General features: G+C 33.7%; 19 protein-coding genes. 11 read left to right on the top strand and 8 right to left on the bottom strand.

Going from position 1 to position 18,250, the window contains the following annotated elements; all coding sequences use genetic code 11:
- On the top strand, positions 1-906 hold a 906-nt coding region (locus ACGK9U_RS10880), incomplete at its 5' end, for a T9SS type A sorting domain-containing protein (protein ID WP_394466403.1).
- A 223-nt stretch (positions 907-1,129) separates the two neighbouring features.
- Here the strand turns inward: ACGK9U_RS10880 and ACGK9U_RS10875 are convergent.
- The 6 genes from ACGK9U_RS10875 to ACGK9U_RS10850 all read right to left on the bottom strand — a co-directional run bounded on the left by ACGK9U_RS10875 (position 1,130) and on the right by ACGK9U_RS10850 (position 6,418).
- Complete coding sequence (locus ACGK9U_RS10875; RefSeq protein ID WP_394466402.1) at positions 1,130-2,323, bottom strand: 3-oxoacyl-[acyl-carrier-protein] synthase III C-terminal domain-containing protein; 1,194 nt, start codon at positions 2,321-2,323, stop codon at positions 1,130-1,132.
- A gap of 72 nt (positions 2,324-2,395) precedes the next feature.
- Positions 2,396-3,256 carry a substrate-binding domain-containing protein gene (locus ACGK9U_RS10870; protein ID WP_394466401.1) on the bottom strand — a complete coding sequence of 287 codons (861 nt, stop codon included), beginning with the start codon at positions 3,254-3,256 and terminating at the stop codon, positions 2,396-2,398.
- A gap of 12 nt (positions 3,257-3,268) precedes the next feature.
- Positions 3,269-4,138, bottom strand: a complete 870-nt coding sequence (locus ACGK9U_RS10865; protein ID WP_394466400.1) for a nucleoside phosphorylase — start codon at positions 4,136-4,138, stop codon at positions 3,269-3,271.
- Positions 4,128-5,069: a DUF1835 domain-containing protein gene (locus tag ACGK9U_RS10860; RefSeq protein ID WP_394466399.1), complete on the bottom strand. Its 942-nt coding sequence runs from the start codon at positions 5,067-5,069 to the stop codon at positions 4,128-4,130. Before ACGK9U_RS10860 ends, ACGK9U_RS10865 begins: the two co-directional genes overlap by 11 nt.
- A 3-nt stretch (positions 5,070-5,072) precedes the next feature.
- Complete coding sequence (locus ACGK9U_RS10855; protein WP_394466398.1) at positions 5,073-5,402, bottom strand: translation initiation factor; 330 nt, start codon at positions 5,400-5,402, stop codon at positions 5,073-5,075.
- Positions 5,403-5,467: 65 nt separating this feature from the next.
- Positions 5,468-6,418, bottom strand: a complete 951-nt coding sequence (locus tag ACGK9U_RS10850) for an isopenicillin N synthase family dioxygenase (protein WP_394466397.1) — start codon at positions 6,416-6,418, stop codon at positions 5,468-5,470.
- 134 nt (positions 6,419-6,552) lie between these two features.
- Here ACGK9U_RS10850 and ACGK9U_RS10845 point away from each other — a divergent pair, with 134 nt between their 5' ends.
- The 3 genes from ACGK9U_RS10845 (at position 6,553) to ACGK9U_RS10835 (ending at position 9,682) form a co-directional block, all read left to right on the top strand.
- Positions 6,553-8,556 carry a thiamine pyrophosphate-dependent enzyme gene (locus ACGK9U_RS10845; protein WP_394466396.1) on the top strand — a complete coding sequence of 668 codons (2,004 nt, stop codon included), beginning with the start codon at positions 6,553-6,555 and terminating at the stop codon, positions 8,554-8,556.
- A gap of 134 nt (positions 8,557-8,690) precedes the next feature.
- Positions 8,691-9,170, top strand: coding sequence for an Hsp20/alpha crystallin family protein (locus tag ACGK9U_RS10840; RefSeq protein WP_394466395.1), 480 nt, complete (start codon positions 8,691-8,693; stop codon positions 9,168-9,170).
- A gap of 86 nt (positions 9,171-9,256) precedes the next feature.
- Positions 9,257-9,682, top strand: coding sequence for a 3D domain-containing protein (locus ACGK9U_RS10835; protein ID WP_394466394.1), 426 nt, complete (start codon positions 9,257-9,259; stop codon positions 9,680-9,682).
- Here the strand turns inward: ACGK9U_RS10835 and ACGK9U_RS10830 are convergent, their stop codons facing one another.
- Positions 9,683-10,240, bottom strand: coding sequence for an ExbD/TolR family protein (locus tag ACGK9U_RS10830; RefSeq protein ID WP_394466393.1), 558 nt, complete (start codon positions 10,238-10,240; stop codon positions 9,683-9,685). It abuts the gene before it with no gap.
- 264 nt (positions 10,241-10,504) lie between these two features.
- On the opposite strand from ACGK9U_RS10830, the gene ACGK9U_RS10825 reads away from it, so the two are divergent.
- Positions 10,505-11,185, top strand: coding sequence for a hypothetical protein (locus tag ACGK9U_RS10825; RefSeq protein WP_394466392.1), 681 nt, complete (start codon positions 10,505-10,507; stop codon positions 11,183-11,185).
- A gap of 37 nt (positions 11,186-11,222) precedes the next feature.
- Complete coding sequence (locus ACGK9U_RS10820) at positions 11,223-11,966, top strand: T9SS type A sorting domain-containing protein (protein ID WP_394466391.1); 744 nt, start codon at positions 11,223-11,225, stop codon at positions 11,964-11,966.
- On the opposite strand, the gene mgrA is transcribed toward ACGK9U_RS10820, so the two are convergent.
- Positions 11,956-12,966 carry an L-glyceraldehyde 3-phosphate reductase gene (gene mgrA / locus ACGK9U_RS10815; RefSeq protein ID WP_394466390.1) on the bottom strand — a complete coding sequence of 337 codons (1,011 nt, stop codon included), beginning with the start codon at positions 12,964-12,966 and terminating at the stop codon, positions 11,956-11,958. The genes ACGK9U_RS10820 and mgrA overlap by 11 nt on opposite strands.
- A 162-nt stretch (positions 12,967-13,128) precedes the next feature.
- Here mgrA and ACGK9U_RS10810 point away from each other — a divergent pair, with 162 nt between their 5' ends.
- The 5 genes from ACGK9U_RS10810 (at position 13,129) to ACGK9U_RS10790 (ending at position 18,174) form a co-directional block, all read left to right on the top strand.
- The gene (locus tag ACGK9U_RS10810) at positions 13,129-14,682 is read left to right on the top strand and encodes a DEAD/DEAH box helicase (protein ID WP_394466389.1); all 1,554 of its coding nucleotides are present in this window, start codon (positions 13,129-13,131) and stop codon (positions 14,680-14,682) included.
- A gap of 117 nt (positions 14,683-14,799) precedes the next feature.
- Positions 14,800-15,918, top strand: a complete 1,119-nt coding sequence (locus ACGK9U_RS10805) for a DEAD/DEAH box helicase (RefSeq protein WP_394466388.1) — start codon at positions 14,800-14,802, stop codon at positions 15,916-15,918.
- A 21-nt stretch (positions 15,919-15,939) separates the two neighbouring features.
- Positions 15,940-16,392 (top strand): cold-shock protein, encoded by a 453-nt coding sequence (locus tag ACGK9U_RS10800; RefSeq protein ID WP_394466387.1) that lies wholly within the window; start codon positions 15,940-15,942, stop codon positions 16,390-16,392.
- 32 nt (positions 16,393-16,424) lie between these two features.
- Entirely contained in the window at positions 16,425-17,339 is a 915-nt protein-coding gene (locus tag ACGK9U_RS10795; RefSeq protein ID WP_394466386.1) for an EamA family transporter, read from the top strand.
- Entirely contained in the window at positions 17,329-18,174 is an 846-nt protein-coding gene (locus ACGK9U_RS10790; RefSeq protein WP_394466385.1) for a DMT family transporter, read from the top strand. The genes ACGK9U_RS10795 and ACGK9U_RS10790 overlap by 11 nt, the downstream gene beginning before the upstream one ends.
- The last annotated feature ends 76 nt before the right edge of the window (positions 18,175-18,250 follow it).

Here is an 18,250-nt window from a genome sequence, read left to right as displayed (position 1 = left end):
GGTGATGGTACTAATGATTGTGAAGATTTATGTCCAGCAAATCCTAACAAAACCGACCCAGGCGTTTGTGGCTGTGGTGTGGTAGACATGGATACCGATAATGACGGTGTTCTGGACTGTAACGACCAAGAGATCAATTCCCCTTGTCCCAATGATGTAAATGCCAATGGTGTATCGAACGATACGGATGGCGATGGCACACCAAATTGTCAGGATGGTTGTCCGAGCGATCCCAATAAGACAAGCCCAGGCGTTTGTGGCTGCGGTGTGGCCGATACCGATACCGATAGTGATGGTGTTCTGGACTGTAACGACCAAGAGATCAATTCCCCATGTCCCAATGATGTAAATGCCAATGGCGTATCGAACGATACGGATGGCGATGGCACACCCAACTGTCAGGATACTTGTGATAATTCCATTGATTCAGATGGTGATGGTACTAATGATTGTGAAGATTTATGTCCAGCAAATCCTAACAAAACCGACCCAGGCGTTTGTGGCTGTGGAACACCAGATACCGATAGCGATGGTGATGGCGTTGCAGACTGTTCCGATTTATGTCCTGGATTTGATGATACTGTTGATTCTGATTCCGATGGTATCCCAGATGGTTGTGATGGTACGTTAAGTATAGAATCATTTGATTTTAAAAATATAATTATTACACCGAATCCATTTAGTTCTAATATAATTTTAGAGTTGCCTCATAAATATAAAAATCTTGAACTGCATATAGTTTTATACGATATGAGCGGTCGAATTATTTTAAGAAAAGATATGATAATTGATGAAAACAGACAGACCATAACAAATTTGGAATATCTTAACCAAGGAGTTTATGTAATTAAGATTTCATCGAACACTATCCATGGTGGAGCTGTAAAGTATCTAGTAAAGTATTAATTGATTTTTATAAACTAAATGCCGGAGCCTTTAAAACAAAACCACCGTCAAAGACGGTGGTTTTTTAGACTGAAATAAGAACACCTATCAAATAATTAAAATTTATAATGCCTAAACGTATATTGTTCTTAGAAATTATATTTTTATCTTATACAAGTTTATTTTGATAGGTTGTTAAATATCAAATATTTAAATAAATATATTCTTAATTTAGAAAAAATACCTATGCTACTTTTTCAAGTAAAAGTCCCGTTGCTGTTAATCCGGGGCCAAAAGCTATAGCTATAATTTTGGTATTTGTTTTAATGTTAGGGTCATTAATTATTTTTTCAAAAATATGAGGAACTGTGGCTGAAGACATATTGCCATTATGTTTTAGTACCTCATAAGACCAGCCGGCTCTGCTATTGTCAATTTCCAATTCATTAACTACATAGTCAATTATTTTAGGGCCTCCAGGATGGATAGCGTAATATATAGATTTCTTTTCAGATTCAAAATCTAAACCTATTTTATCGCACAAGGTTACAATGAATTCCTTTATATTTTTCCTAATAAATACAGGAACCCTTTTGGATAAGGTCATTAAAAAACTATATTCTCCTAAGTCCCAAGTCATATCTTCTAAACTATCTGGTATTATCACTTCATGAGTCGCTAGAATTTTTAATCCTGCCTTATTTGTTTTAATGCCCTCTTTATAGAATAAGTTTTCATCGTACAAAGAATAGCCAACAAATCCATCAGCAAACAAAGAACAGATCATAGTGTTTGCAGCAGAAAACTCTGTTAAATTCAAGTGGACGGAAAGCAGTTCTGTATGTATAATATCAACACGCCCCTTAATATTACTTAAAGATAATAAGCCAGATCCTGTTCTAATTGCAGGAAAAGCTCCATAGCAACCCATATGATAAGAGTGAGTAACTTTTACATCCTTCCAATTTCTTTTTATTACTGCTTCCTGAGCTAAGCTTGGAGAAGAATAACCTGAGCAGGTTACATGAATTATATTTTCAGGTTTATTTGGGGTGTGTTCATAGAATTTATCGAATACATATCCTAATTTTTTTTTGAACCAATCCATACGCATATCTATTTTAGGTCCATAGTGACTATCTGATAAAAATTCAAATCCTTTAGGAAAAATATAGTTTGATGGGTCTGTTTTCTCCATTTCATTTACTATAAAAGACTCTATTTCATCAAAAAGTAGAACCTGACGCTTTTCTATGTTTATTGAAGGTATAGCATACTTATTTACATGCTCCGACACCTCTTGAAAACTAACTTCTTTTTTTGATTTAGAATTTTGAAAAAAGTGATATAGAAATTTCGTGTATTGATTAATTAAATTTTGATTGATTAATTTACCAGCTAGTATAGGACGAAAATTAGAGAGGATAACAGTATTCATTATAACAATGATTTAGTTGTTATAACAAAGTTACGTAATTCAACTAAGATTATGAAGTTAAAACTTTGATATTTAGCGCTGTAAATTATGAATTAGCTTTTTGTAACTCACCGTATTAGTAATGATTTTTAAGTCGAAGAGTTCTTTTTGTACATGTATAACCGTTTTTTCATCAATTAGTTCTTGAGACCACTCGGTAATACTTAACCATTCGCGTACATCCTCCAATTGCTGCTCGTAACGATTGGCAACGGTGCGGTCTATACTCGGTATATCTTTAAATTCTGAGGTTGTATTATTAATTATTTCTAAAATGGTTTTTAAATCTTCTTTGTTTGAGGCGATAAAATCTTCTCTAACGGCAATTACGAAACAGGGCCACGGAGTAGGGCAATTGCCTATTCTTCTAAACGTTCCGTTGTCAACTAAAGGTTTCGTGGTGAATTTCTCCCACATAAAATAATCGGCTGTACCATTTGTTAAACTTTCAACCGCACCATTTAAATCGTTTATAACTTCAAAGTTCAAATCGTTTTTTAATTCCCAATTATTATTTTCAGCGTTGATAAAAGCCATTAAATGCGATCCTGAACCATATCTGCTAATAGCGGCTTTGGTTCCTTTTAAATCTTCAATGGTTTTATAAGGTGAATTTTTTGCCACATGAATACCCCAATTCAAAGGTGTTTGCACAAATGTTTGCACAATTTTACTAGGGTTGCCATCAATAATATCTTTTATAATGCCTTCGGTAAGTATTACGGCAATATCAATTTTTTTGTTCCGAAGTGCTTTACACATGGCACCAGTGCCTTCTGGATAATCTTGCCAACGTAAATTAATGCCTTTTTCTTTGTATTCGCCATTTTTTAAGGTTAAGTACCATGCCAAATTAAAATGTTCTGGTACACCACCAATTGTTACTTTTTTCATGAAATCAATCGTTTATTCAAATAGTTTATTAAGCGTGTATGTTATAAGGTTTTCTATGGTTTGTAAAGGATTTTCGCTAAAAGTACCATTGGCCCTATTGGCAACAATAGCATTTAAAGATACGGCATGGTGCCCTAAAAGTTTTGAGAGTCCGTAAATAGCAGATGTTTCCATTTCCAGGTTTGTAATACGCATACCATTAAAATTGAAACTGTCCATTTTTGCATTCAAATCAGCATCTTGTAACGATAGGCGTAATACACGCCCTTGCGGACCGTAAAAACCACCTGCAGTTGCTGTTAAACCTTTGTGAATATTATTGCTTTCTAGTTTGTTTTCTAACAGTTTACTGTTGCTAATTATAATGGGGCGTGATTTGTTTTCATGCCAATTGGTATATTTTATAAAAGCCTCTTCAATTTCGGGGTGACTGATAGCGTTTGTTTGGTAAGCGTGCAACATGCCATTTAGATCCAAACTGTGGGTGGTTAATAAAAAAGAATCAACTGAAATCTCTTTTTGCAAGGAGCCGGATGTGCCAATTCTTATAATATTTAGATTTGTAAGATCCTTTTTTACAGTTTTTGTTTTTAAATCAATATTGAAAAGTGCATCCAATTCATTTAAAACAATATCTATATTATCGGGACCAATACCTGTTGAAATTACTGAAACACGCTTTCCTTTCAGTGTCCCTGTATGTGTTTTAAATTCACGCTTTTGGGTTTTAAACTCGATAGTATCAAAGTGTTTTGAAACTTGCTCAACCCGATCTTGATCGCCCACAAAAATAATGGTACTGGCAATATCTTCTGGTTTTAAATTTAAATGGTAAACACTACCGTCAGGATTTAATATAAGTTCCGATGCTTTAATGGGCATTATAAACAGTTTTTATTAATTTGTTTTCTTTTTTGTTGAATTGAAATTCGAATTTATTAACGCCACCAAACATCATGCTATTATCAATTTCTAAAGCAAAATTATGCTGTCCAAGTAAGGCTTCGTGTCCTTTTCTATTCAGTTTTATGCTATTTTCTTCTTCTGCAAAAAAAATGCTTAGTTTTTCTATAATTCTTGAAATTTGTAAATCGCCATAACCGTAAAAACCTTGGTAGTTGAGGGTGTAACCCAATAAATGGTGTTTCGATTTTATACTTCTATTTTTTACAATCTCTAAAACATTACGTTCTATAACATTTAAGCCATCTTTTGTTTCAGGAAACCGTTCTAAATGTGCTTTTAAACAATTGCTTAAATATTTAAACGAGGAATTCGTAACAATAATGGGTTTTAACAAATTATGGTCTTTGCCACAGTAAATTCCCCAAACGGTTACGGCTAAATCGATATCTTTAGGAGTCAGCTCTATTTTATCTCTATAATGTTTCAAAAGCTGACCTGAATTCAGCTCTGCCAAACCTTTTAAATTTTTGTTTCTTTCAACTTTACCACTACAAACCAAATAGAGCGGTAGCATGATTTTTTTTTGTTGAATGAGACTAATTACAGCAATCATATTAATATGGCAAAACAAATCATATTCAAACCAAAGAACGATTTCTGAATATTTTTCTGAATGATTTAATTTGTCTAGCTCTTCTTCAATTTCATTTATAACTAAATCTATATCATAGAAATCACTGAAAAATTTCTTTCTTAATTTTGAAAATTCTTCAGAATAAACTTGTTCCACAGTAGGGCCTTCACATAGCATTTCTTGCCATGTAAGGATGTCCCCTTCAATATTTAGTTCATTGAGGCGGTTGGTTAAAACGGAACCATTGGTGACGTGAAGAGGTATTTTATTCATAAATTAACCGCCAACACGTTTAACGTTAAACCCTTTTTCTTTTAGCATTTTCATGATTTTATCGCGATAATCGCCTTGAATAATAATTTTGTCATCCTTAAAACTGCCACCAACACTTAGCTTGGTTTTAATTTCTTTAGCTAAAATCTTAAAATCTTCGGTAGCTCCCGTATAGCCTTCTAAAATGGTTATGGGTTTGCCTTTGCGTTTTTCATATTTACAAAGGATGGGGTCGTCTTGCATCCAAATTTTTGATGCCTCATAGGTGTTTTCTAATGGTTCTTCCTGAACATGATCTGGGAAAAGGTTTTTTAATTGATCTTGTAAGTCCATATTTTATAGTATTCAGTCTTTGTCTCAGTCGCAGTACTCAGAACGTTGCGATTGCCACTTAAAACTTATTTTTTAATTAAACCAAGTTCTATTAAACGCTCCGTTAAAAATTCTCCTGCCGTAATATCTTCAAAGGCTTTTGGGTTGTTTTCATCAATGCATGCTTCCAAAACGTTTAATTTCATTTCACTTATTGGGTGCATAAAAAACGGAATGGAATAGCGCGAAGTCCCCCAAAGTTCTAGAGGTGGATTAATAACACGATGGATGGTGGATTTTAGTTTATTGTTGGTGTGTCTGGACAACATATCGCCCACGTTTATCATCAATTCATCAGGTTCTGCAATGGCATCAATCCATTCGCCGTTATGGTTTTGTACTTGCAATCCACGACCTTGAGCCCCCATTAATAACGTAATTAAATTAATGTCTCCATGTGCTGCTGCACGTACGGCATCCTTGGGTTCTTCAGTAATTGGAGGGTAATGTATGGGTCTTAAAATAGAATTTCCATTGTGTATGTAATTATCAAAATAAGTTTCTTTCAAACCTAAATGCAATGCAAGTGCACGCAACACATATTTAGCTGTTTTCTCTAACATTTTATAGGCTTCTTTTCCAACTTTATTGAATTCAGGAAGCTCTTCAACCTTAACATTTGCAGGATATTCAGCCTCCAATTTTGGGTTGTCTTCAACATATTGTCCAAAGTGCCAAAACTCTTTTAAATCGCCTTCTTTTTTTCCTTTGGCACTTTCTTTTCCAAACGACACATAACCTCGTTGACCACCAATACCTGGGATTTCATATTTTTGTTTCGTTTCAACAGGTAAACTGAAAAAATTCTTTACTTCACCATATAGTTTTTCAACTAAAGCATCGTCTAAAAAATGACCTTTTAGTGCTACAAACCCAATTTCTTCATAGGCTTTCCCAATAGCATCTACAAACTTTTGCTTTCTAACAGCATCTCCCGATGTAAAATCGCTTAAATCTACACTTGGTATAATATTCATGAGGAATTTTTATAATTATGTTCTATAACAAATGTACAAAAACATTACCAAGATTTACGCAATGCCATTGAGTTTACTTTGCAAATGAATTCCTCTTTTTGTGGTATCTTTGGTTTTTACCAAATACCTTATTTATGAGTGACAATTCAGCCTCCATTAATATAAACTTTGATACAAATCAACTTGACAATAATGCCTTGTTGCATTTGTATAAATCCTTGTTAAAACCTCGTTTGATAGAGGAGAAAATGCTTGTTTTATTACGCCAAGGTAAAATAAGCAAATGGTTTTCTGGCATTGGGCAAGAAGCGATTGCAGTAGGTGTGACTTTGGCTTTGAATGAAGATGAATATATTCTGCCCATGCATAGAAATTTAGGCGTTTTCACTTCAAGAAATATTCCTTCATACAGATTGTTTGCACAATGGCAAGGAAAAGCTTCGGGGTTTACAAAAGGTAGGGATCGGTCATTTCATTTTGGAACACAAATATATAAAATTGTGGGCATGATTTCCCATTTAGGCCCGCAATTAGGTGTTGCCGATGGTATTGCTCTAGCTTCAAAATTAAAAAACAAAAACCAAGTTACTGCTGTTTTTACAGGAGAAGGTGGTACAAGTGAGGGCGACTTCCACGAAGCTTTAAATGTGGCCTCGGTATGGCAATTACCCGTTTTGTTTTGTGTAGAAAATAACGGTTACGGACTCTCAACACCCATAAATGAGCAATACAATTGCCAGCATATAGCCGATAAAGGCATAGGGTATGGTATGGAATCCCATATTATTGATGGCAATAATATTATTGAAGTTTATACCAAAGTAACTGAAATAGCTACAAGCATTCGCAACAACCCAAGACCTGTTTTGCTAGAATTTATAACCTTTAGAATGCGTGGTCACGAAGAGGCGAGTGGTACTAAATATGTCCCTCAAGCATTGATGGATGCTTGGGCATTAAAAGATCCGGTGGTTAATTTTGAGCTGTTTTTAAAAGCACAAGGCGTTTTAAATGAGCAAGAAGATTCGCAAATAAAAGAAGCTATTTTAAATGAAATCAACGAAAATTTAAACATTGCTTTCGTGGAAGAAGATATTGTTCCAAATGAAAGTATCGAATTAAACGATGTTTATCAAGAGTTTAAATATCAGAGCATTGCATATGATACAGAAACAAAAGAAATTCGATTTATTGATGCCATTTCTGAAAGCTTAAAACAAAGTATGGAACGCCATCAAGACCTTGTTATCATGGGGCAAGACATTGCTGAATATGGTGGTGCTTTTAAGATTACAGAGGGTTTTGTTGAACAATTTGGAAGAGAGCGCATAAGAAACACACCCATTTGCGAATCGGCCATTATTGAAACCGCTATGGGTTTATCTATTGCAGGGATGAAGGCTGTTGTTGAAATGCAATTTGCCGATTTTGTTTCCTCTGGATTTAACCCCGTGGTTAATTATTTGGCAAAATCGCATTACCGTTGGGGACAAAACGCCAACGTTGTTTTAAGAATGCCTTGTGGCGGAGGTGTAGCAGCGGGTCCGTTTCATTCCCAAACCAATGAAGCTTGGTTTACCAAAACACCAGGTTTAAAAGTGGTATATCCAGCATTTCCATATGATGCCAAAGGGCTTTTAAATACAGCTATAAATGATCCTAATCCTGTGCTGTTTTTTGAACACAAAGCTTTATATAGAAGTGTCCGTCAAGAAGTGCCTATAGATTATTATACACTGCCTTTTGGTAAGGCTTCCCTGCTTAGATACGGCAACGATGTGACTATAATTAGTTATGGTGCTGCTGTACATTGGGCACTAGAAACTCTAGACAGGAACTTAGACATAAAGGCCGATGTAATAGATTTACGAACACTACAACCTCTAGATACCGAAACTATTTTTACTTCCGTTAAAAAAACGGGAAAAGCTATTATTTTACATGAAGACACTTTGTTTGGTGGTATAGCCAGCGATATTTCGGCTTTAATTATGGAACATTGTTTTGAGTATTTAGATGCGCCTGTAAAACGTGTTGGCAGTTTAGAAACTCCCATTCCGTTTGCTAGTCAATTGGAAGAACAATACCTTCCAAAAAATAGATTTGAAAAAGCTTTGATAAATTTAATGAAATATTGACTAATTGTCTGTTTTTAAGTGTTTTAATGTGAAATTTTGTCAGAATAACTGAAAAAATTTCAGTTATTTTTGATTGGTATTTTATTTGTTTATACCTATTAAAATTAATTGTATAACTTTTAAAATATTTAATTATGAGTACTTTAATTCCAACAATTAAATCGGGCAATAAAAAGCCAACTGATTCTAATTTTAATTTATTACCAAGTTTACCATCTTGGTTTGATGATATCCTAGGTAAAGGTTTAGGAACAGAGTTTATGTCTAATTTCAACACAGGTATTACTTTGCCCGCTGTAAATGTTATCAATTCAGATAACGAATTTGTAATTGATATGGCTGTTCCCGGTTTAAAAAAATCTGATTTTGAAATCAATATCGATAATCATGTATTGTCCATAGGTGTTGAATCCAAAACAGAGAATAATGAAAAAACCGAAAACTATACTCGTAGAGAGTTTGGTTATTCTTCATTCAAAAGAACATTTACTATTCCAGAAACTGTGGATGCCGATAAAATTTCGGCCGATTATAGCGATGGTATTTTAAAAATCCATCTTCCAAAACGGGAAGAGGCAAAAAGAAAGCCTGTCAAACAAATTAAAATTTCTTAATTATAAAAAAGAGAGCCCAAAGCTCTCTTTTTTATTAATACATTTAAGTAGCCTAATTTTGTATCTTTAAAAAATAAAATTAAGCCATGTTAAAAAGGGTTTTTCTAATACTATTTTTGGGTTTTGTTTATAGCTGCAAAGAGAAAGAAATTCCTTTTGAAGCAAATTACACTTGGTACGATTTAAAGGTTACGGCATCGGCATATAATTCAGTGGTGTCACAAACCGATTCCAATCCGCATATTACGGCATTTGGCGACAGTTTAAAACCTGGATTGAACTATATTGCGGTTTCTAGAGACTTATACCGTAAGGGTTTAAAACGTGATACACCAGTGAAAATAAAAGGTTTTGACAGTATTTTTTTTGTAAAAGACCGCATGCACCCGCGTTGGAAAAACAAAATTGATATTTATATGGGAACCGATGTGAAGGCTGCAAAAAAATGGGGTAGAAAAAAGGTTTCAATTTCCTATGGCGTATTGAAACCTTTAGATTCCATAAAGAAATAGTTAATTGTTTTCGGTCTCTATAAGTGTAAACGGGTAGGCTTCCTTTACTTTTTTAAGTTCATCTTTTGTTAAATTACCCGAAGGTTTTTTTAATACCTGTTCGCTGTAATTGTTTCTAAGTTCGTAGTAAGCTTTTGATAATTCATTTTGAACTTCAATAAACCGTTTGTAACTAGTTTGTTGTCCGGTTTGCAAAGAAATAGCCACTTTGGTTGGGTTTTCAGAAGCCATGGATAATTTTTCACCATTGCAATAATCGCACGTATCATCACCGTTGTTATCAATAAAATTCTTGGTGGTGTTTTTCAATGCTTCAATAGGAACAATTTGGTTACCAACCATAATTTCATCATCATTATTAATGATTATTTTTAAAACATTGCGTTCAATTGTAGGGCTTGAACAGTCAATTCCGGGAGGACATTCTTCAGGTAATACTCTATTGATTCCTTCATCAGAAGAAATTGTAGCTGTTACCAAAAAGAAAATAAGCAATAAAAACGCAATATCAGCCATAGACCCTGCATTTACTTCGGGCATTAGTTTTGAATGTCTCATAAGTTTAAGTTTAAATGTTGATGTAAATGATACCTCACAAAAACAATACCATAAACCAAAGATTATCAGGATTCTAAAAAAGTGCTTATATTTTAATGATAGATTTTTACGAAAATCAACAAAAATCACTTTTTAGGAATGATTTTTGTTAAATGAATGTAAAATATGGCTACTTAAATAAACATTTTTAATATAAAAAAATATCTTTGAAGAATAAATGAAGCTTCTAAGTAACACAAACCTAAAATCTATTAACTCACAATAATGAAACTTTTTCTCTCATTTATTATTTTGTTTGGAATAACGCTGTCAGTTAGTGCTCAAATAGATAGCCAAAAAAAATCTATAGCTATTCCTGCTGTTGAGAGTAAAAAGGAAACTGATAACACGCCTAAAATAGCACCTGTACAGCCCGACAATACTAATAATCCCACTTTTGGAAGTTTAAACGTACCCAATTTATCTACAGGAGTTGAAGCTCCTAAAAAGCAATTTTCCTTATTTGGCGAGAAATTCGGAAATCCAGGGGAGCTTTATACAAAACAGTTGGATGACCATTTGGCCAATACCAAATTAACACCCGAGGAAGTGGAGGCTAGAAATGGTAGTTTAACCGACCAGTACTTTGGAGATTTTAAAAGTAATGCGAAATCTGTAAACGTATCGTATCGCGATCATGGTTATGTGGATGGCGACTTAATACAGGTTTTGGTTAATGATGATGTAGTGCAGGCTAGAGTGTTTTTAAATGGCGGCTTTAGCGGATTTAAACTCGACCTACAAAAAGGGTTCAACAAAATAGATTTTTTAGCTTTAAATCAAGGTGAATCTGGACCAAATACCGCAGAATTTCGTGTTGTTGACGATAAGGGTAACCTCGTTTCGGCAAACCGATGGAATTTAGCAACAGGAGTAAAAGCAACTATAATTATTGTGAAGGAGTAATCTTTTTATTACTTTAGCTAAAACTAATTCATAGATTATGCGGTTTGACTTTTTTATTTCTATTTTTCTTATTTCATTTTCTACAATTGCTCAAAATTTAAGTATTGATGATGGTTCTTGGTATTTATATAATATGAATATCGACGGAGAGAATCATTATACACCCCTTAGTTCGGAAGGCACTCCAATAGTATCACAATTTAGTAGTGAAAATGATCAAAAAAGTTTCAATACTACGATTTGTAACAGTCACTATGTACAATATGAAATTCATTTTGAGCTTGATATTTCAAAACTAACTCTTATTGATGGGGCTTCTACTTTAGGTGATTGCGATTATGCTAGTAATGTGATGCCTGAATACATTAGCGATATAGAATCTAAGTTCACAAATTTCTTCTTTGATGATTATACGAATGGCGAATCTTTTAGTTATGAAATATTTGAAGGGGATGATTTCAGACAGCTTGATATTTATGCCCCTAATGGAGATGTTTTAATTTACTTTTTTGAAACATTATCAACTTCAAAAGATACTTTTGATTTGTCATTTTCAATTTACCCTAATCCAACGGAAGATATTCTAACCTTCAAGACATCAAATAAATCTATAGTGTATAATATTTTTATTTACGATTTTACAGGAAAGAAACTATTAAACCGAAAGTTTCAATGCGCTAATTTTTCTTTTAATGTTGAAAATTTCGTATCTGGTATTTATTTTATATCTGTTGAAGATAGTTTTGGTAATCGTTCACAAAAAAAGTTTATTAAACAATAGCATCAATCAATTTTAATTCTTCAGAACTAAATTTCAAATTATCCAATGCCTTTACATTTTCCTTTAATTGATGTGCAGAACTTGCACCAATTAAAACCGAAGCTACTTGTGGCTGTCTTAATATCCAAGCTAAAGCCATTTGCGATAATTTTTGTCCGCGTTTTTGGGCAATGGCATCCAATAATTGTACTTTTTCTATATTGCTGGTTACGGTTTCCTCGTTTAAATACGTTAAACTTTTTGCGGCTCTAGAATCTTTTGGAATTCCCTTTAAATACTTGTCAGTAAGCATGCCCTGAGCTAATGGAGAAAAGGCGATGCAGCCCACACCATTTTGCTCTAAAGTATTTAAAAGCCCGTTTTCAACCCAGCGGTCAAACATCGAATAACGTGCTTGGTGCAATATAAAAGGCACATTCAAGCGCTTTAAAATTTCAGCAGCTTCTTGGGTTTCCTTGGGTTGATAGTTCGAAATACCCACGTATAAGGCCTTTCCTTGACGCACAATATCAGCCAAAGCTCCCATGGTCTCTTCTAAAGGAGTATCAGGGTCCGGTCTATGATGGTAAAAAATATCAACATAATCCAATCCCATACGTTTCAAACTTTGGTCTAAACTAGAAATTAAATATTTTCTAGAACCAAAATTACCATAAGGCCCAGGCCACATATCGTAACCTGCTTTGGTGGCTATAAACAATTCATCTCTATAATTTTTAAAATCATTTTTGAAGATGGTTCCAAAGTTTTCTTCAGCCGAACCATATGGAGGACCATAGTTGTTTGCCAAATCGAAATGGGTAATTCCTAAATCGAAAGCAGAGCGTAAGATGTCTCTACCGTTTTGAATGCTATCTACAAACCCGAAATTATGCCACAAACCAATAGATAAAGCAGGTAAAAGTATACCGCTTTTTCCTGTTCTGTTATAGGTCATGGTTTCGTAGCGTTGTGTATTTGCTATATAGTCTTGTACTCCAGATTTATCGTTGATTTGCATTAGCTAAAATTTAAGAAGTAAATATATAAATTACTTTTTAGTATAAAACTTATTTTAAAGAGACGTTTTTTTATAAAACAAAATCCATTTCAAATTTTTCCTATAAACATTCGTCATAAACGCTTTAAAGGTGTTATTTTTGCACGCCATAAAGTTAGATACATGTCTATATCAAAAACAGAATTAGAAGAAAGAAATGCTGGTAAAGATTTATATAGCTACCAAAAAGGAGCTATTGATAAAATTTTTAAGGCTTTTGAAGAATCTCCAGATGATTACCATTTGTTATACCAATTACCAACTGGTGGCGGTAAAACGGTTATATTTTCTGAAATAGTAAGACAGTACCTTAAACATCACAAAAAGAAGGTATTGGTAATGACGCATCGTATCGAATTGTGCAAGCAAACTTCGAATATGCTTACCGAGTTTGAAGTGGTAAACAAAGTTATAGACAGTAAAGCCGATTTAAGCGACCAAGCTAATTACAGTTGTTTTGTGGCCATGGTAGAAACCTTAAATAATAGGTTGAACGATGATAAGCTTGATATTTCGGATATTGGTTTGGTTATTATTGACGAAGCCCACTACAATTCATTTACCAAATTATTCAAGTTTTTTAGTCAATCATTTATTTTAGGGGTTACGGCAACACCTTTAAGTTCGAGTATCGATTTACCAATGACGGACAATTACGATGAACTTATTGTAGGAGAAAGTATAGAATCGCTTATAGAAAACGGATTTTTGGCACGTGCTGAAATGTTCACATATAATGTTGGTTTAACCTCATTGGTTGTTGGTGCCAATGGCGATTATACGGTGAAATCTTCGGAAGATTTGTATACAGCCGATGACATGCTTTCGAAACTTATACAAGCCTACGAAGAGCGTTCTAAAGGTAAAAAAACATTGATTTTCAACAACGGTATCAATACCTCATTGCATGTTTACGATACTTTTAGAAGAGCAGGATATCCCATAGCACATCTAGATAACACCAACACCAAAAAAGAACGCGCCATGATACTTAAATGGTTCAAAAAAACGCCTGATGCTATTTTAACATCGGTTAGTATTTTAACCACAGGGTTTGATGAGCCTACCGTAGAAAGCATCATTTTAAATAGAGCTACCAAGTCGTTAACGCTTTATTATCAAATGATTGGTCGTGGTTCGCGTATCCTAAAAAACAAAAAAACCTTCGATGTTATAGATTTAGGGAATAATTTTTATCGCTTTGGGCCTTGGGGAGATAATTTAGATTGGCAACGCATTTTTAGGTCTCCAAACTATTATTTAGATTCTATTTTAGGAGATGAAGAGCTTGAAAGCAACTTTAGATACGAAATGCCAGATGAATTGCGTAAGGAATTCGCAAAATCTAAAGATGTGTATTTTGATATTCAAAGAACCTATGTAGATTCTATTAGAAACGGCGAATCTTCAAAAGTAGTTTTAGAACGTTCTATAGAGCAACATGCTAAAATTTGCATAGAAAATAGTGAAGATGTTTACGATGCGCTAGGATTGGCAAAAATGTTGGGTGATGATATTGATTTTAGAATTCAACGTTACACAAAATGCATTAGTAAAAGTACCTACAATTTTGTTGAATGGTTAAAAGACGATTATAGAAAAAAACTAAATTCGTATTTGCGTGCTAATTTTGATGAAGTTTTCGAAAGCATTCACGGATATCCACCAGAAGATTAATTGAATCAATTACGAATTTGAGAATTACGAATTACGGGATTTTCATTTTTAAATATTCAATATTAATTATTCATTGAGTAAAATAAGGCGTACCTTTGCTGTATCGTAATTAATAGTATGCCAACATTTTCAGATTTAGGAGTTCAAAAAGCCTTTGTAAAAGCGCTAAAAGAATTAGATATTAAAACTCCAACTGCAATTCAGGAAAAAGCCATTCCTGTGTTGTTAGGATCTCCCACCGATTTTATAGGATTAGCTCAAACAGGTACAGGTAAAACAGCAGCTTATGGCTTGCCTATTCTACAGCACATCGATGTTTCCTCAAACGAAGTACAAGCTTTAATTTTAGCGCCAACACGCGAGTTGGTTCAACAAATAAAAAAGCAGCTTTTTAAATTTACAAAATATTCCGAAGACAAAATATTTGCTGAAGGTGTTTATGGTGGAGAAAAAATAGAAAAGCAAATTTCAGCATTAAGACGAACAACCCACATTATAATTGCAACACCTGGACGTTTATTGGATTTGATTGAACGTGGTGATGTTAATATAAAAAACGTAAAAACCTTAGTATTGGATGAAGCCGATGAGATGCTAAGCATGGGTTTTAAAGAAGATTTAAACAAAATATTAAAATACAATACGAGCAAACGACATACGTGGTTATTTTCAGCTACCATGCCCGATGAAATACAGAACATTATTAAAACCTACATGTCGCCTAATGCCATAAAGGTTGAGATAAACAAAGAAGATTTGGTAAATGCCAATATTACACATCAGTATGTTTCAACCAATATCAAAGAAAAATTTAATATCTTAGTAACATTATTGGGTAGAAATGCTAATGAAAGAGGCATTATTTTTTGCAGAACCAAAGCCGGCACAAAAGATTTAACCGAAAAATTAGTAGATGAAGGTTTCTCGGTAGGTGCTTTAGAAGGTGATATGCAACAAAAAGAACGCGACAAAGTCATGCGTGCTTTTAAAAAAGGCAATCTACAAGTATTAATATCAACCGACGTATCTGCTAGAGGTATCGATGTTAACAATTTAGCATTTGTTATACATCACCAACTTCCAGAACAATTAGAATATTACACCCACCGAAGTGGTCGTACAGCCAGAGCTGGAAAAAAAGGATATTCCATAGCATTGATAATTCCAGGGGAATTACAAAAAATACACGATATTCAAAAAGCATTGAATATCCAAATTAAAGAAATAATCATATAACTAAACCCGTTCACATAAACAATGGCAAAATCTCAAGTTACATTTAATAAAATTGAAAAAGAAAAGAAGCGTTTGAAAAAACGTGAAGATAAACTAAAGAAAAAGGAAGCTCGTAAAGCAGAGGCAAAAGAAAATCCACAAGGAATTCAATTTGCTTATGTTGACTATAATGGCAATTTAACTGATACACCGCCAGACCCGAACTTAAAGGTTAAAGTGGATGCTGAAAGTATTGAATTAGGTATTCCTAAAAAAGAAGATAGAGGTGAAGAAGAGCCAACAGGAAAAGAAGGTAAAGTATCTTTTTTCGATACCTCTAAAGGTTTTGGATTTATTCTAGACAGTATCAACCAAGAAAAATATTTTGTTCACGTAAGTGGTTTGTTAGAGCCTATTAAAGAAAATGATAAAGTCTCTTATGAATTGGAACGTGGCCAAAAAGGTATGAATGCCGTTCGTGTAAAAAAGATATAACGTTTTTTTTTATATAGTTTATTTATGAATTTATGAGTTTTCCTCGTAAAACCATCCTCATTTTATTGGCTTTTTTTGCCATATATGTTATTTGGGGTTCTACCTATTTGCTTAATAAAATTGTTGTTACCGAAGTAGCGCCACTATATCTAGCGGCTATTCGTTTTACTACAGCTTCAGTTTTAATATTCACAATAGCTAAAGTTTTAAAACTCAATTTAGCTATTACCAAAAGGCAATTTTTTAATAATGTTTTTGCTGGTTTTCTATTTCTTGTGTATGGAAATGGCGTATTTGTATGGGCGCTAAAATATGTTGATAGTGGTTTTGGTGCTTTGGAAGCGTCCATTCAACCACTAATGGTTTTGGTAATGATGCGTATGGTAGATGGTAAAAAAATCCAGAAAAAATCTATAATTGGCATTACTTTAGGAATTATTGGCATGTATTTATTGGTTAGTCAAGACCAAATAGTGTTTCAAGAAAACAGTTTGATAGGTATCATTATGATATTTACCTGTGTAATTAGTTGGAGTTGGGGGAGTTTGTTTGTCGCAAGAGCCGAATTAGGCCCAAATTATTTTGTAAATACAGCATACCAAATGACGGTTTCTGGTATATTACTCTTTATAATTAGCTTTTTGTTAGGCGAAACTTGGTCGTCTCCCACAACATGGAGTGTACCTGCACAATGGTCTATGTTGCTGCTAATTGTTTTTGGTAGTGTAGTGGCGTTTACTGCATTTAATTATCTACTTAAAGAGGTTTCTACCGAAAAAGTATCTACTTCGGCTTATGTGAATCCAGTAATTGCCTTGATTTTAGGTTGGTATATTTTAGATGAACAAATAACGGGTCAATCTATATTAGCAGCCATTATATTATTAACGGGCGTTTATTTTATAAATTCAAGACGGATCGTAAAACCAAGAATGCATGGACGTTAAAAATGCTATAAAGTTCATGATTTTAAGTACCATGGCATTCGCTTGTATGAACGCCGTTGTAAAGTATCTAGATAATGTTAACACCTATCAAATAGTGTTTTTTAGGTCGTTGGGCTCGTTGTTTTTTACTTTTGGATATCTTTTGAAAAATAAAATTCCATTTATAGGAAATAAAAACAAGTTACTCATATTAAGGTCGATAGTGGGAGCAACTTCCATGTTGTTTTTCTTTATGTCTGTTAAATACTTATCGGTTGGTACTGCTGTTTCACTACGTTATACAGCGCCTATTTTTGCCGCTATATTGGCGGTTTTCATTCTTAAAGAGCAAATAAAACCGTTTCAATGGTTCTTTTTTATAATTTCCTTTATTGGGGTTTTAGTTTTAAAAGGTATTGATGGTCAGGTTGATACAATCGGATTGGTATTGGTTATCATAGCGGCCGTACTTAGTGGCTTGGTTTACATCATGATTAATCAAATAGGTCAAAGTGAGCATCCCGTTGTAGTTGTAAACTATTTTATGATTACAGCTATGATTTTGGGTGGTGTGCTTTCCATAGGCAACTGGAAAACGCCTATAGGTATAGAATGGCCTTTACTATTAAGTTTAGGTGTTTTTGGGTATTTCGGACAAATTTACATGACGAAAGCGTTTCAAACTGCTTCAACAAATATTATAGCGCCTTTAAAGTACGTAGAAGTTGTTTTTACCGTTATGTTGGGTGCTGCATTATTTGGCGAAGTTTATACGTTTTGGAGCTTATTCGGTATGGTATTAATTATAAGCGGATTGGTTTTGAATGTTTGGTACAAAGGCACGTTAAAACAATAAATTCATGTTTTTATGGATGGCAATTTTCGCTTAATTTGTATTTACCTTTTAAAAAATCAGTTTATTTATATTCAAA

This window comes from Mariniflexile sp. HNIBRBA6329 (genome assembly GCF_043558645.1).
Taxonomy (GTDB): Bacteria; Bacteroidota; Bacteroidia; order Flavobacteriales; family Flavobacteriaceae; genus Mariniflexile.
This window is presented reverse-complemented; position numbering and strand designations above follow the sequence as displayed.

Coding starts and splice junctions, on each gene's coding strand:
- ACGK9U_RS10865 (WP_394466400.1), bottom strand. CDS start 4,138: ATGCCCATTAAAGCATCGGAACTTATATTAAATCCTGACGGTAGTGTT.
- ACGK9U_RS10835 (WP_394466394.1), top strand. CDS start 9,257: ATGTTAAAAAGGGTTTTTCTAATACTATTTTTGGGTTTTGTTTATAGC.
- ACGK9U_RS10825 (WP_394466392.1), top strand. CDS start 10,505: ATGAAACTTTTTCTCTCATTTATTATTTTGTTTGGAATAACGCTGTCA.
- ACGK9U_RS10840 (WP_394466395.1), top strand. CDS start 8,691: ATGAGTACTTTAATTCCAACAATTAAATCGGGCAATAAAAAGCCAACT.
- ACGK9U_RS10810 (WP_394466389.1), top strand. CDS start 13,129: ATGTCTATATCAAAAACAGAATTAGAAGAAAGAAATGCTGGTAAAGAT.
- ACGK9U_RS10850 (WP_394466397.1), bottom strand. CDS start 6,418: ATGAATATTATACCAAGTGTAGATTTAAGCGATTTTACATCGGGAGAT.
- ACGK9U_RS10870 (WP_394466401.1), bottom strand. CDS start 3,256: ATGAAAAAAGTAACAATTGGTGGTGTACCAGAACATTTTAATTTGGCA.
- ACGK9U_RS10795 (WP_394466386.1), top strand. CDS start 16,425: ATGAGTTTTCCTCGTAAAACCATCCTCATTTTATTGGCTTTTTTTGCC.
- ACGK9U_RS10830 (WP_394466393.1), bottom strand. CDS start 10,240: ATGAGACATTCAAAACTAATGCCCGAAGTAAATGCAGGGTCTATGGCT.
- ACGK9U_RS10820 (WP_394466391.1), top strand. CDS start 11,223: ATGCGGTTTGACTTTTTTATTTCTATTTTTCTTATTTCATTTTCTACA.
- ACGK9U_RS10790 (WP_394466385.1), top strand. CDS start 17,329: ATGGACGTTAAAAATGCTATAAAGTTCATGATTTTAAGTACCATGGCA.
- ACGK9U_RS10875 (WP_394466402.1), bottom strand. CDS start 2,323: ATGAATACTGTTATCCTCTCTAATTTTCGTCCTATACTAGCTGGTAAA.
- ACGK9U_RS10860 (WP_394466399.1), bottom strand. CDS start 5,069: ATGAATAAAATACCTCTTCACGTCACCAATGGTTCCGTTTTAACCAAC.
- mgrA (WP_394466390.1), bottom strand. CDS start 12,966: ATGCAAATCAACGATAAATCTGGAGTACAAGACTATATAGCAAATACA.
- ACGK9U_RS10845 (WP_394466396.1), top strand. CDS start 6,553: ATGAGTGACAATTCAGCCTCCATTAATATAAACTTTGATACAAATCAA.
- ACGK9U_RS10805 (WP_394466388.1), top strand. CDS start 14,800: ATGCCAACATTTTCAGATTTAGGAGTTCAAAAAGCCTTTGTAAAAGCG.
- ACGK9U_RS10855 (WP_394466398.1), bottom strand. CDS start 5,402: ATGGACTTACAAGATCAATTAAAAAACCTTTTCCCAGATCATGTTCAG.
- ACGK9U_RS10800 (WP_394466387.1), top strand. CDS start 15,940: ATGGCAAAATCTCAAGTTACATTTAATAAAATTGAAAAAGAAAAGAAG.